Source organism: Metabacillus idriensis (assembly GCF_009674765.1).
Taxonomy (GTDB): domain Bacteria; phylum Bacillota; class Bacilli; order Bacillales; family Bacillaceae; genus Bacillus_P; species Bacillus_P idriensis.
Genome location: NZ_WKKF01000002.1, coordinates 216,390 through 228,964 on the forward strand (window position 1 = coordinate 216,390; position 12,575 = coordinate 228,964).

12 protein-coding genes are annotated in these 12,575 nt (G+C 42.6%); 11 read left to right on the top strand and 1 reads right to left on the bottom strand.

What is annotated here, in order from left to right; all coding sequences use genetic code 11:
* Positions 1-42 precede the first annotated feature (42 nt).
* A complete protein-coding gene (locus GJU41_RS09390) occupies positions 43-1,284 on the top strand; it encodes a serine hydroxymethyltransferase (protein WP_070877076.1) in 1,242 nt (413 codons plus the stop codon).
* Between the two features lie 80 nt (positions 1,285-1,364).
* Here the strand turns inward: GJU41_RS09390 and GJU41_RS09395 are convergent, their stop codons facing one another.
* Positions 1,365-2,192: an undecaprenyl-diphosphate phosphatase gene (locus tag GJU41_RS09395; protein ID WP_070877077.1), complete on the bottom strand. Its 828-nt coding sequence runs from the start codon at positions 2,190-2,192 to the stop codon at positions 1,365-1,367.
* 374 nt (positions 2,193-2,566) lie between these two features.
* On the opposite strand from GJU41_RS09395, the gene GJU41_RS09400 reads away from it, so the two are divergent.
* The 10 genes from GJU41_RS09400 to atpA all read left to right on the top strand — a co-directional run bounded on the left by GJU41_RS09400 (position 2,567) and on the right by atpA (position 12,492).
* Positions 2,567-4,693: an alpha-amylase family glycosyl hydrolase gene (locus GJU41_RS09400; RefSeq protein WP_396653219.1), complete on the top strand. Its 2,127-nt coding sequence runs from the start codon at positions 2,567-2,569 to the stop codon at positions 4,691-4,693.
* A 296-nt stretch (positions 4,694-4,989) separates the two neighbouring features.
* Positions 4,990-5,619: a uracil phosphoribosyltransferase gene (gene upp / locus GJU41_RS09405; protein ID WP_070877078.1), complete on the top strand. Its 630-nt coding sequence runs from the start codon at positions 4,990-4,992 to the stop codon at positions 5,617-5,619.
* An 88-nt stretch (positions 5,620-5,707) separates the two neighbouring features.
* Positions 5,708-7,957 (top strand): S8 family serine peptidase, encoded by a 2,250-nt coding sequence (locus tag GJU41_RS09410; RefSeq protein ID WP_282958533.1) that lies wholly within the window; start codon positions 5,708-5,710, stop codon positions 7,955-7,957.
* A gap of 174 nt (positions 7,958-8,131) precedes the next feature.
* Positions 8,132-8,353 (top strand): AtpZ/AtpI family protein, encoded by a 222-nt coding sequence (locus GJU41_RS09415; RefSeq protein ID WP_070877080.1) that lies wholly within the window; start codon positions 8,132-8,134, stop codon positions 8,351-8,353.
* 7 nt (positions 8,354-8,360) lie between these two features.
* On the top strand, positions 8,361-8,729 hold the full coding sequence (locus GJU41_RS09420; protein ID WP_070877081.1) for an ATP synthase subunit I: 369 nt from the start codon (positions 8,361-8,363) through the stop codon (positions 8,727-8,729).
* A 20-nt stretch (positions 8,730-8,749) separates the two neighbouring features.
* Positions 8,750-9,460, top strand: coding sequence for a F0F1 ATP synthase subunit A (atpB, locus tag GJU41_RS09425; RefSeq protein WP_070877082.1), 711 nt, complete (start codon positions 8,750-8,752; stop codon positions 9,458-9,460).
* A gap of 67 nt (positions 9,461-9,527) precedes the next feature.
* Complete coding sequence (gene atpE, locus GJU41_RS09430) at positions 9,528-9,740, top strand: F0F1 ATP synthase subunit C (RefSeq protein ID WP_029283354.1); 213 nt, start codon at positions 9,528-9,530, stop codon at positions 9,738-9,740.
* A 167-nt stretch (positions 9,741-9,907) separates the two neighbouring features.
* The gene (gene atpF, locus GJU41_RS09435) at positions 9,908-10,426 is read left to right on the top strand and encodes a F0F1 ATP synthase subunit B (RefSeq protein ID WP_070877083.1); all 519 of its coding nucleotides are present in this window, start codon (positions 9,908-9,910) and stop codon (positions 10,424-10,426) included.
* Positions 10,423-10,968: a F0F1 ATP synthase subunit delta gene (locus GJU41_RS09440; protein WP_070877084.1), complete on the top strand. Its 546-nt coding sequence runs from the start codon at positions 10,423-10,425 to the stop codon at positions 10,966-10,968. The genes atpF and GJU41_RS09440 overlap by 4 nt, the downstream gene beginning before the upstream one ends.
* A gap of 15 nt (positions 10,969-10,983) precedes the next feature.
* A complete protein-coding gene (atpA, locus tag GJU41_RS09445) occupies positions 10,984-12,492 on the top strand; it encodes a F0F1 ATP synthase subunit alpha (protein WP_070877085.1) in 1,509 nt (502 codons plus the stop codon).
* Positions 12,493-12,575 lie beyond the last annotated feature (83 nt).

The following is a 12,575-nucleotide window of genomic DNA, read 5'->3' on the forward strand; positions in this document are numbered from 1 at the left end:
GTCTGCAAAATCAAGTGAATTTGGATAGGGGGATTTTAAAGCATGAAACATTTAAGCAAGCAGGATACTAGCGTATTTGAAGCAATTCAGGACGAATTACAGCGTCAGCGCACGAAAATCGAATTGATTGCGTCCGAAAACTTTGTAACAGAAGCCGTTATGGAAGCGCAAGGCTCAGTCCTTACGAACAAATATGCGGAAGGCTACCCTGGCCGCCGTTATTACGGAGGCTGTGAGCACGTGGATGTTGTGGAAAATATCGCAAGAGACCGTGCAAAAGAAATCTTTGGTGCAGAGCATGTTAACGTGCAGCCTCACTCAGGTGCACAGGCAAACATGGCTGTTTACTTCACAATCCTTGAACACGGCGATACAGTACTTGGTATGAACTTATCTCATGGCGGCCACTTAACACACGGAAGCCCTGTTAACTTCAGCGGCGTGCAGTACAATTTCGTTGAATATGGCGTGGATAAGGATACACACCGCATCAATTATGAAGATGTATTAGAAAAAGCCCGTTTACATAAGCCAAAGCTGATTGTTGCAGGCGCAAGTGCATATCCTCGTGCAATTGATTTCAAGAAATTCCGTGAAATTGCGGATGAAGTCGGAGCATATTTCATGGTAGACATGGCTCATATCGCTGGACTTGTAGCGGCAGGCCTTCATGAAAATCCTGTTCCTTATGCTGATTTTGTTACAACAACAACACATAAAACATTGCGCGGACCTCGCGGGGGAATGATTCTCTGCAAAGAAGAATTTGCGAAAAAGATTGATAAATCCATTTTCCCTGGCATCCAAGGCGGACCGCTAATGCACGTAATCGCTGCAAAAGCTGTTTCATTTGGAGAAGTTCTTCAAGACGACTTCAAGACATATGCATCTAACATCATTGCGAATGCAAACCGTCTTGCTGAAGGCTTGAAAAACCAAGGATTAACACTTGTATCAGACGGAACAGACAATCACTTGATTTTAATTGATGTGCGTTCTCTTAACCTGACTGGTAAAGTGGCAGAAAAAGTATTGGATGATATCGGAATTACAGCGAACAAAAACACGATCCCATTTGATCCAGAAAGTCCATTCGTAACAAGCGGTGTCCGCATCGGTACAGCTGCTGTAACAAGCAGAGGCTTCGGTCTTGAAGATATGGATGAAATTGCTTCAATCATGGGTCTTGCACTCAGCAACCCTGAAGATGAAGCAAAATTACAAGAAGCAAAGAAAAGAGTAGAAGCTTTAACTTCTAAATTTTCTATGTATGAGCAACTATAAATAAGATTGGGCTGACTTGTTCAGCCTTTTTTTGATCAAAAAAAGAGCAAATCCAGATGAATCGGATTTGCTCTTTTCTCTTATAGGAATACAAAATAAATCACTGCAGCTAAAATAATGCGATAAATGGCAAATGGCACAAGTTTAATTTTGTTTATTAGGGCCAGGAAGAAACGAATCGAAATTAAAGCAACAACGAATGCGCTGATAAATCCTGCAATAAAGAATGGCAGTGCGTCCATCGTGAAGTACTCCCAATTTTTAAGGAGAGAAAGTCCGCTTGCTCCCGCCATAATTGGAACGGCCATAATGAAGGTGAAATCAGATGCCGTTCTATGATTCATGCCAAGCATAACGCCTCCGGAAATCGTCGATCCAGAACGCGAAAATCCCGGCCATAACGCTAAACATTGAATCAGCCCTACAAGCAGAGCCTGTTTATATGTGATTTTATCCACAGTTTCTGTTGTAATGGTTCTTTTGCGCTGAACGAAATCAGCAGCTAACATTAAGAATGCTCCAATTACCAAACCGATTAAAACCGTATGAATAGAAAATAAGTGTTCATCGATATAATCTTCAAATAAAAGTCCAAGTACAGCAGCAGGCAGCAAGCCTACGATGACTTGTGTTAATTTTAACTTCGTCCGTTTTTCCTCAGCTGTTTCTTTTTTCAGACCGAGCAAACTGATAAAACGCTCTCTGAAAATAATAACGACTGCAAGAATCGATCCAAGCTGAATCACGATCTTAAACGTATTTGCAACAGGTGCCCCAAAAAGCTCTTTTGACTGAAACAGCAAATCATCAAATATAATCATATGTCCAGTAGAGGATACTGGAGCAAATTCCGTTAAACCTTCAACCGTTCCTAATACAACAGCAACAAAAATCTCCCATAAATTCAAGTTTATATCCACCTCTTTAGCTAGTTCATTTAAAAAACGCTCTTTGATGATTTTAAACGTTTCATAGATAGAAGTCTATGAATTTCATAAAATAGGTAATCTATGTAAATTGGGTTTGGCCTGGAATAGGACAAAATACTTAATAGAAGAAAGTGGAAAATGAGTATTTAGAATATTGTGTAAACAATTAAATCAATTTATTATCATTCTTAGATAACTACAACCCGTACTAGCAACATAACCTGAGGGCTATGCATTGTCCTGATATGGACAACAACCCCGTTATTCTATATGAATAACGGGGTTTTATTATGGAAAGGAGGAAGCAGTTAAAGGAAGCAGCAGGAAAACATGATCAAGGGAGAGATGGCTGGATGCTAAAAAAAGCAATGAGTTTAACAGTTGCATTTGTTCTTATTTTTAGTTTGTATGGACCGTTTGCAGGTAATTATGCAAACGCTTCCACTACTAATAAAGTAAACTATTCGAACGATGTTATCTATCAAATTATGACGGATCGATTCAGTGATGGGAACACTACTAACAACCCGACAGGCAGCTTGTTCAGCGCAGACTGCTCGAATTTAAGAAAATACTGCGGCGGTGACTGGCAGGGGATTATTAATAAATTGAATGACGGATATTTCACGGATATGGGAATTACTGCCTTGTGGATTTCCCAGCCTGTTGAAAATGTCTACTCTGTTTTAAATGATGCGGCAGGCACGACATCTTATCACGGATATTGGGCACGGGATTTTAAAAAGACAAACCCATTTTACGGCACGATGCAAGAGTTTCAGACCCTTATCAATACAGCCCATCAGAAGGGAATAAAGGTCATTATCGATTTTGCGCCAAATCACACTTCTCCAGCATCTGAAGACACTCCGTCTTATATGGAAAACGGAAAGCTGTATGATAACGGAACCCTTGTGGGCGGCTATACAAACGACACGAAAGGCTTATTCCATGATAATGGGGGAACGAATTTTTCTTCTATTGAAGATGGGATTTACAGAAATCTATATGATCTGGCAGATTTCAATCATCAGAATCCGACAGTAGACAAATACTTAAAAGATTCTGTGAAGCTCTGGCTGGATATGGGAATTGACGGAATCAGAGTAGATGCAGTGAAGCACATGCCGTTCGGCTGGCAAAAGACGTTCATGGAAACCATCTACAGCTATAAGCCGGTGTTTACGTTCGGAGAATGGTTCCTTGGGGAAAATGAAGTGGACCAAAACTATTATAACTTTGCCAATACGACAGGAATGTCCTTGCTAGACTTCCGTTTTGGCCAGAAACTGAGACAGGTATTAAGAAACGGTTCTGATAACTGGTATGGCTTCAACTCGATGATTACTGAGTCGGAAGCGAAATACGAACAGGCTGCCGATCAGGTCACCTTCCTCGATAATCACGATATGGACCGCTTTCACTTTGACGGGGCGGATGTAAAAAATACGGATCTTGCTTTAGCTGTCATGCTCACTTCAAGAGGTGTGCCGAACGTTTATTATGGAACCGAGCAATATATGACAGGTAATGGAGACCCGAACAACAGGAAAAAACAAACATCGTTCAATAAAACAACGAAGGCCTATCAGATCATCAGCAAGCTTGCAGCTCTGCGGAAGTCGAACCAGGCTTTAGGCTACGGTAAAACAAAAGAGAGATGGATCAATAATGATGTCTATATCTATGAAAGAACATTTGGCAAAGATACAGTATTAGTAGCAGTAAATAAAAGCAAAACAGCAGCTTACAACATATCAAATCTCTCAACAGCTCTTCCGGCAGGGAGTTATTCTGATCAGCTGACTTCCCTTCTAAATGGAAACAGCTTATCAGTTGGAAGCGGCGGTGCTGTCTCTGCGTTTGACCTTTCACCGGGTGAAGCAGGTGTCTATTCCTCCAATGGAACCGCAGCTGCGCCGGCAATTGGGCAAATCGGGCCGGTTATGGCAGTGCCGGGAAGCACAATTACAATCAGCGGAGAATCCTTCGGCACTTCTGCAGGTACAGTTAAGTTCGGAACAGTAAATGCCTCCGTATTATCATGGTCGAATACAGAAATTAAAGCACAGGTTCCTGCTATAACAGGAGGCAATTATCAAGTGTCTGCCGCAACATCAGGCGGGACTGTAAGCAATACGTACGGTCCTGTTGAGGTTTTATCCGGAAAACAGTCATCTGTCCGGTTTATTGCAAATAATGCTTCAACAAGTCCTGGCCAGTCCATTTATATAGTAGGAAATGTAAGTGAGCTTGGAAACTGGGATGCAGCGAAGGCAGCGGGACCGATGTATAATCAGGTGATCACAAAGTATCCGGGCTGGTATTATGATGTCAGTGTACCGGCTGGACGCAATATTGAATTTAAGTATATTAAAAAGGATGCAAGCGGAAATGTTGTTTGGGAAAGCGGAGCGAACCATGTTTACACGACTCCATTGAGCGGTCCGGGAACCTCTATCTCAAATTTCCAGAACTAAAAAAATCAGCTCACCTGCCTGAAGGGTGAGCTGTTTTCTCGTTAAACGGATAAATTCATGATTTAGACTGATACAACTTAGAAATAGACTGATAAAACTCAAAATTACATTGATAAAAGTCAAAATTACACTGATAGATGGCTTGAAAGATGCTCATCATTTTTAAAATCCGGTAAAAAACTGCTGTCTATCCGGCCTTGGATAAAAATCCTGCAAATAAATCTCCCAACCTTCTTGAAACGGCTCTGCTTTTTCTGTAAAATCTATTGAAGTGTCATAGAAAAGGAGATGAGCCGATGGGCAAAGTATACGTTTTTGATCATCCACTTATTCAGCATAAGCTAACATATATCCGTGATGTAAAGACAGGTACGAAAGAGTTTCGTGAGCTTGTTGATGAAGTTGCGAGCCTGATGATGTTTGAAATTACAAGAGACATGCCGCTTGAAGAAGTGGAAGTTGAAACACCTGTGCAAGTAGCAAAATCAAAGGTTTTGGCTGGCAAAAAGCTTGCGATTGTCCCTATTCTCCGAGCTGGTCTTGGAATGGTTGACGGTATCATTAAACTGATTCCGGCTGCAAAAGTAGGACATGTTGGTTTATACCGCGATCCAGAGACGTTAAAGCCGATCGAGTATTATGTGAAACTCCCTTCTGACGTGGAAGAGCGCGAATTTATCGTTGTTGATCCAATGCTTGCAACTGGCGGATCTGCTGTTGAAGCAATCAACAGTGTGAAAAAACGCGGCGCTAAAAATATCAAATTCATGTGTTTAATCGCAGCTCCAGAAGGTGTGGAGATTGTGAAGGAAGCACATCCTGATGTTGATATTTACATTGCAGCACTTGATGAAAAATTAAATGATCATGGATATATTGTTCCTGGCCTAGGTGATGCCGGAGACCGCATGTTCGGAACGAAATAAATAGAAATGAAATCCTCCTTTATAAAAAGGGGGATTTTTTTCATGAAAAAACCTCCCTTAGAAAAGAATAAGAGAGAGGTGACAAAAAATGGTCCGAACATGCACGCTCTCTTTCTTATTTTTCACGCTGATTTCTTTTTCAGCTCAGGCAGAAACGTTTCCGGCAATCCCTCCTATTCCTGAAGAATCACCGGATAAGGCAGAAACGATCATGATTGTTGTTGAAAAAGAACATGCAGCTGCGTTCTCGCAAAAAATAAGGAAAACTTATCCGAACGTTCACATTCGCCGCACTTTTAAAAAGGTATTCAGCGGCTTTACCCTGGCTGGCAAGCATAAAGATCTTGAAGCTCTTCAAAAAGAACCTCATGTTGTGCACGCGAGCCCGGTAACGGCCTATCATGTGGATCTTGAAGAGAGTGTCCCGTTTATCGGCGGGGATGAAGTACGCGGAAAATTCGATGCTCAACATGAACGGCTGACGGGCAAGGGTGTAAAGGTGGGCATTATTGATACCGGCATTGATTATACGCATCCTGATTTGTCCAGAAGCTATCACGGGGGAGCTGATCTCATAGACGGAGACAGCGATCCGATGGAAACAAAAGCGACAGATGGAACGGAAACGCTGCACGGGACACATGTGGCCGGGATCATTGCGGCGAATGGAAAACTTCAGGGCGTAGCACCGGAAGCGGAAATCATTGCTTACCGGGCGCTTGGTCCTGGGGGATTTGGCACCAGCGAACAAGTGATAGCGGCTATCGAAAGAGCGATTGAAGATAAAGTGGATGTGTTAAATTTGTCGCTTGGGAATACAGTTAATGGACCAGACTGGCCTACAAGTCTCGCTCTGGATCGTGCAGTTGAACATGGAATCGTGGCAGTGACATCAAGCGGGAACTCCGGTCCTGGAGTATGGACAATCGGCTCGCCGGGCACATCAAGCAAATCCATTTCCGTCGGGGCATCCACTCCTCCGCAAAAAATACCTTATCTAAAGCTGAGCGGAGCGGGGAAAATGGTTCCGATTACAGCCCTTGCCGGATCAAAAGAATGGAAGTTGAGTCAAGGGGAAGAAATCGTGTTTGCGGGCATTGGTGAAGAACACCAATATAAAGCAGATATGAAAGGGAAGATTGTACTCGTTGAGAGAGGCAAAATCACTTTTACTGAAAAAGCGCTGTTTGCCGAAAAAGTCGGAGCTAAGGCAATCATTATCTACAACAACATGAAAGGCAATTTCGCAGGTAATCTTGAATTAGAAGTCGGCATCCCTGTGGTTTCCATTTCAAAAGAGGATGGATTATGGCTTAAAAAGCAATTGAACAATAATGCGCTCGTCCGAACGGTCTATCAGCATGAATCCGACCAGCTGGCAGATTTCAGTTCAAGAGGTCCTGTCACCTATTCGTGGGAAATCAAACCGGATGTGGTAGCACCGGGTGTTGCAATCGACAGCACCGTTCCGGAGGGGTATTTAAGCCTGCAGGGAACAAGCATGTCGGCGCCCCATGTAGCTGGAGCAAGCGCTCTTTTAAAACAGGCGCATCCTGATTGGAACCCTGAGCAAATCAAAGCGGCCTTAATGAATTCAGCAGAGCCTCTGAAAAACAAAAACGGAAACTACTATAAACCCATCGAGCAGGGAGCGGGAAGAATCGATTTGGCCCGTGCTCTGGAAACGGACTTTCTCCTGTACCCCGGTTCATTGTCATTCGGACAAGTTCCTCTGCACGGAGACCGGATCCAGAAAAAAGTAAGGCTGACTCTTGATAACCAGTCGGATGAAAAAAAGGCATACACTTTCATCTATCCTTCATATACAAAAGGTCTTCAATGGAAGATTCCGCAAAAAGCAGAGGTAGAACCAAAACAGCAAAAGGATGTATTCATCACTTTGGATATTTATTCAAATGGGATGGAAGCTGGACTGCATCATGGCTGGATTGAGGTGGAAGCGGGCGGGCGAATCGAAAAGATTCCTTATCTATATGTAGTGGATGAACCGGATTATCCCCGTGTCATGGGATTTGAATTTGGATTTGGTGATACCGCAGGAACATATAAATACGAGTTTTATCTGCCTGGCGGGGCCGATGAAATGGGAATTGCCCTTTATGACCCGGATACACTCAGATTTGAGGGCTTTCTTGACTGGGGCAGGAATCTCCAAAGAGGGGTTGTCAGGAAGACGTTTAAAAAGGATGATCTAAAGCTGAAAGACGGACTCTATAAAGCGGTCATTTTTGCAAGAAAAGGCAGCAAGGAAGATACAATAGAAACAGATTTTATCCTGGAAGATCCTGGGGAAAAGAGCGCTGAAAATCAAATGTGAACTTTTTGTGATAGGCCTTTTTGATTGTCAGTTTTTTGGTTTTAAACCAATTGACTTTGACTAGAGCCTATTGTATGCTAGACGAGGGTAAATGATAAGGTTTTCATACCGCTTTCATATACCGCTTTTATCCCCAGAAAAATCCTTTATTAATCTATTAGCGAGGACTTGTGAATGCGCAAAAAAGAGCGTCATCCAATGCAGGCCATGGCACTAATGACAGGCATTCTGTCTCAGCTAGTCGGTTCAACACTAATTGGCATCTTTTCAGGAAGATGGCTCGACCGATATTTCCAGACTGAACCGCTTTTTATGATCATAGGATTGTTCATTGGGCTCGGAATCGGTATTTCCGCAATGATCAAGCTAGTCCACCACTTTTTTTCAGGAGACTGAATCATTCATGTTTGATTTGCACCAGATGTACCACAGATATCGCAAGTATATGTTCTACCTATTGTCCTTTTATGCCATAGGCTGGGGATTTACCGGGTATCAGTCTGTCTTTTTGGGGCTGGCGCTTGGAACAGCACTCAGTTTGTTCAACTTATGGTCAATGGTGCGCAAACAAGTTCAGTTCGGTGAAGCGATTCAGCAGAACAGGAAGGTCAGGTCACTCGGCACTGCATCACGATTGGCGTCAGCTGGTTTAGCTGCCCTGCTCGCGATCAAGTTTCCCGAATATCTGAATATGGTTAGTGTCATTATTGGATTAATGACAGTTTACATTGTCATTATGATAGATTATGTTTTTCAACACTCACGCGCTTAGCCGGAAGAGAGGTGAATCTATTGCATCACGAAGCTCCTATAGTAGAGTTTTTAGGCCTTACTTTTAACTTATCCAACGTTTTAATGATCACTGTTGCAAGTGTTATCGTTTTCTTAATAGCGGTACTGGCCACTCGCAAATTGGCAATGAAGCCGACAGGGATGCAGAATTTCTTTGAATGGATCATGGATTTCGTCAAAGGAATCATCAACAGCTCCATGGACTGGCATACAGGCGGGAAATTCCTTACGCTTGGCGTTACGCTCCTGATGTACATATTTGTATCAAATATGCTCGGGCTGCCGTTTTCAATTGCTGTAAACCATGAACTATGGTGGAAATCACCGACAGCAGATCCAACGATTACTCTGACTCTTGCTGTTATGGTCGTGGCATTGACACACTACTATGGTGTGAAAATGAAAGGCACAGCTGAGTATGGGAAGGATTTCTTCCGACCTATGGCGTTCCTTTTCCCGATTAAGATAATAGAAGAGTTTGCTAACACATTGACTCTTGGTTTGCGTCTTTACGGTAACATCTATGCTGGTGAAATCCTTTTGGGACTTCTCGCAGGACTCGCAGTAACTGGTCCAATCGGCATTTTATCTGCCGCAGTGCCAATGATGTTATGGCAGGCATTCAGTATCTTTGTAGGTTCCATCCAAGCATTTATCTTTGTAATGTTAACAATGGTTTATATGTCTCACAAAGTGAGCAGCGACCATTAATTAATATGTTTCAACCGTTTCATCAGGATCAAAAAACTTTTTAATATTTTGAGAGGGGATTTATATAATGAATTTAATCGCAGCTGCAATTGCAATCGGCTTAGCGGCACTTGGTGCTGGTATTGGTAATGGTCTTATCGTTTCACGTACAGTAGAAGGTGTTGCTCGTCAGCCTGAACTACAAGGTAAGCTTCAAACAATCATGTTCATCGGTATCGCGTTAGTTGAGGCACTTCCGATCATCGGCGTAGTTATCGCGTTTATCGTATTAGGAAGTTAATAAAGAGACAGGTTCTCTACATAAATGGCGAAGATCGTTTTTTACCCTTCTTCGCCATTGCTTTATGTTTCTATTTAAAATATGCGGCCGAGAATTAAACAGAACAATCTCGTGCTTTTTTTGATAGTAACCCATCATGGAACTCTTGAAGGGAGTGAAACCGGGCAATGTTAACGTCAAATCTAGTAGTTGGTGCAGGTTTATCTTTAAATACTGGAGACATTGTATTCCAGCTGGTTATTTTCTTAATCCTACTTGCATTGCTGAGAAAATATGCTCTTGGACCTGTAATGGGCATCATGAAACAGCGTGAAGAGCACATTGCATCTGAAATTGGCGCGTCTGAAGCGAAGCACGAAGAAGCTAAGAAACTTGCTGAAGAACAGCGTGAACTATTAAAGCAGGCCAGACTTGAAGCACAAGGTTTAGTAGAAAGTGCGAAGAAGCTTGGTGAAAAGCAAAAGGAAGAAATCGTCCTAGTAGCTCGTTCAGAAGCAGATCGCCTGAAGCAGTCTGCACTTAAAGAAATTGCTCAGGAAAAAGAGCAAGCTGTTGCCGCTCTTCGTGAGCAAGTAGCTTCATTATCTATTTTAATTGCTACAAAGGTTATTGAAAAAGAATTAAACGAGAAAGAACAAGAAAAGCTTATCCAAGATTATATTAAAGAGGTAGGCGAAGGCCGATGAGTAAAGAAATAGTTGCAGCTCGCTATGCATTGGCTCTTTTTCAAATCGCCAAGGAAAACCGCACGATTGACAAGTTCGAAGAGGAATTGCTTGTGATCGAGAAGGTCACAAAAGATAATCCTGAATTATTAAACGTGCTTACACATCCAAAAGTGCTTCTAGAAAAGAAAAAATCCATGATGAGTGAAGCGTTTGCTTCTTTATCTCAACCTGTTTTAAGTACAATTCTCCTCTTGATTGAACGTCAGCGAATCAGTGTGATTCCTGAGCTTGCTGAGCATTTTGTGAAGCTTGCGAATGATGAGCGCGGCACAGAAGACGCGATTGTCTACTCTGTCAGATTATTAGATCAAGATGAATTAACAGCGCTGTCTGATACGTTTGCCAAAAAAATCGGCAAAACATCTCTTCGTTTAAGAAATGTTATTGATCAAAACCTGATCGGCGGAGTGAAGCTTCGTATCGGCAATCGCATTTATGATGGAAGTATAAGCGGAAAGCTTGAACGTATAGAGCGACAACTTGTTGCAAAAAGATCGTAGATAGGGGTGAAACTCATGAGCATCAAAGCAGAAGAAATTAGTGCACTGATTAAAAAGCAAATCGAAAGCTATCAGTCTGATATCAAAGTTAGTGATGTAGGTACAGTTATCCAGATTGGTGACGGTATCGCCCGTGCTCATGGCCTCGACAATGTCATGGCTGGAGAGCTTGTTGAATTTTCAAACGGCGTAATGGGTATGGCTCAAAACCTTGAGTCAAACAACGTAGGTATCATTATCCTCGGACCTTACTCTGATATCCGTGAAGGTGACGAAGTTCGCCGTACTGGACGCATCATGGAGGTACCGGTTGGTGAAGCGTTAATCGGACGCGTCGTAAACTCTCTAGGACAGCCTGTTGATGGCCTTGGTCCAATCGAAACAACACATACACGCCCAATTGAGAGCCCGGCTCCAGGCGTTATGGATCGTAAATCTGTTCATGAACCATTACAAACAGGAATTAAAGCGATTGACTCTCTAATTCCAATCGGTCGCGGACAGCGTGAGTTAATCATCGGTGACCGTCAAACAGGAAAAACATCTGTTGCCATCGATACGATCCTAAACCAAAAGAACGAAGATATGATCTGTATCTACGTTGCAATCGGACAAAAAGAATCAACTGTCCGCGGCGTAGTTGAAACACTGCGTAAAAATGGCGCGTTAGAGTACACAATCGTTGTTACTGCATCTGCTTCACAGCCTGCACCGCTATTATTCTTAGCTCCTTATGCTGGTGTAACAATGGGTGAGCATTTCATGTACAATGGCAAGCACGTATTGGTTGTTTATGATGATTTAACAAAACAAGCATCTGCTTACCGTGAACTTTCATTATTACTACGCCGTCCTCCAGGTCGTGAGGCATATCCTGGTGACGTATTCTACTTGCATTCACGTCTTCTTGAGCGTGCTGCAAAACTTAGTGATGCAAAAGGCGCTGGTTCATTAACAGCTCTTCCATTCATTGAGACACAAGCTGGCGATGTATCAGCATACATTCCAACAAACGTAATTTCCATCACTGATGGACAAATCTTCTTGCAGTCTGACTTATTCTTCTCAGGTGTACGTCCTGCGGTTAACGCCGGTCTATCTGTATCACGTGTTGGAGGATCTGCACAGATCAAAGCAATGAAAAAAGTATCAGGTACACTGCGTCTTGACCTTGCTTCTTACCGTGAGCTAGAAGCATTCGCCCAGTTCGGATCTGACCTTGATAAAGCAACTCAAGCGAAATTAAACCGCGGAGCGCGTACAGTTGAAGTCTTGAAGCAAGGCTTGAACAAACCTCTTGGCGTTGAAAAGCAAGTTGCGATTCTTTACGCGTTAACTAAAGGATTCCTAGATGATATCCCGGTTGAAGATATTAAACGTTTTGAAGAAGAGTACTATGTATTCTTGGAGCAAAACCATAAAGCATTGCTTGATCATATCCGCACAACTGGCGGACTTCCGGAAGACAACGACTTCCAGGCTGCTATTGCTGCATTCAAAAAAACATTCGCGATTACTGAATAATGAGGTGAAGTATGAAGGCCGGCCTTCATACTTTATCTTAAGATAATGAATCAGGTTGATTTTTATAAAAAGGTGGTGAGAAC

Excerpts from the sequence above, each read along its gene's own strand:
- atpF (WP_070877083.1), top strand. The coding sequence starts at position 9,908 with ATGTTAACGTCAAATCTAGTAGTTGGTGCAGGTTTATCTTTAAATACT.
- GJU41_RS09410 (WP_282958533.1), top strand. The coding sequence starts at position 5,708 with ATGGTCCGAACATGCACGCTCTCTTTCTTATTTTTCACGCTGATTTCT.
- GJU41_RS09400 (WP_396653219.1), top strand. The coding sequence starts at position 2,567 with ATGCTAAAAAAAGCAATGAGTTTAACAGTTGCATTTGTTCTTATTTTT.
- GJU41_RS09390 (WP_070877076.1), top strand. The coding sequence starts at position 43 with ATGAAACATTTAAGCAAGCAGGATACTAGCGTATTTGAAGCAATTCAG.
- upp (WP_070877078.1), top strand. The coding sequence starts at position 4,990 with ATGGGCAAAGTATACGTTTTTGATCATCCACTTATTCAGCATAAGCTA.
- atpA (WP_070877085.1), top strand. The coding sequence starts at position 10,984 with ATGAGCATCAAAGCAGAAGAAATTAGTGCACTGATTAAAAAGCAAATC.
- atpE (WP_029283354.1), top strand. The coding sequence starts at position 9,528 with ATGAATTTAATCGCAGCTGCAATTGCAATCGGCTTAGCGGCACTTGGT.
- GJU41_RS09420 (WP_070877081.1), top strand. The coding sequence starts at position 8,361 with ATGTTTGATTTGCACCAGATGTACCACAGATATCGCAAGTATATGTTC.
- GJU41_RS09415 (WP_070877080.1), top strand. The coding sequence starts at position 8,132 with ATGCGCAAAAAAGAGCGTCATCCAATGCAGGCCATGGCACTAATGACA.
- GJU41_RS09440 (WP_070877084.1), top strand. The coding sequence starts at position 10,423 with ATGAGTAAAGAAATAGTTGCAGCTCGCTATGCATTGGCTCTTTTTCAA.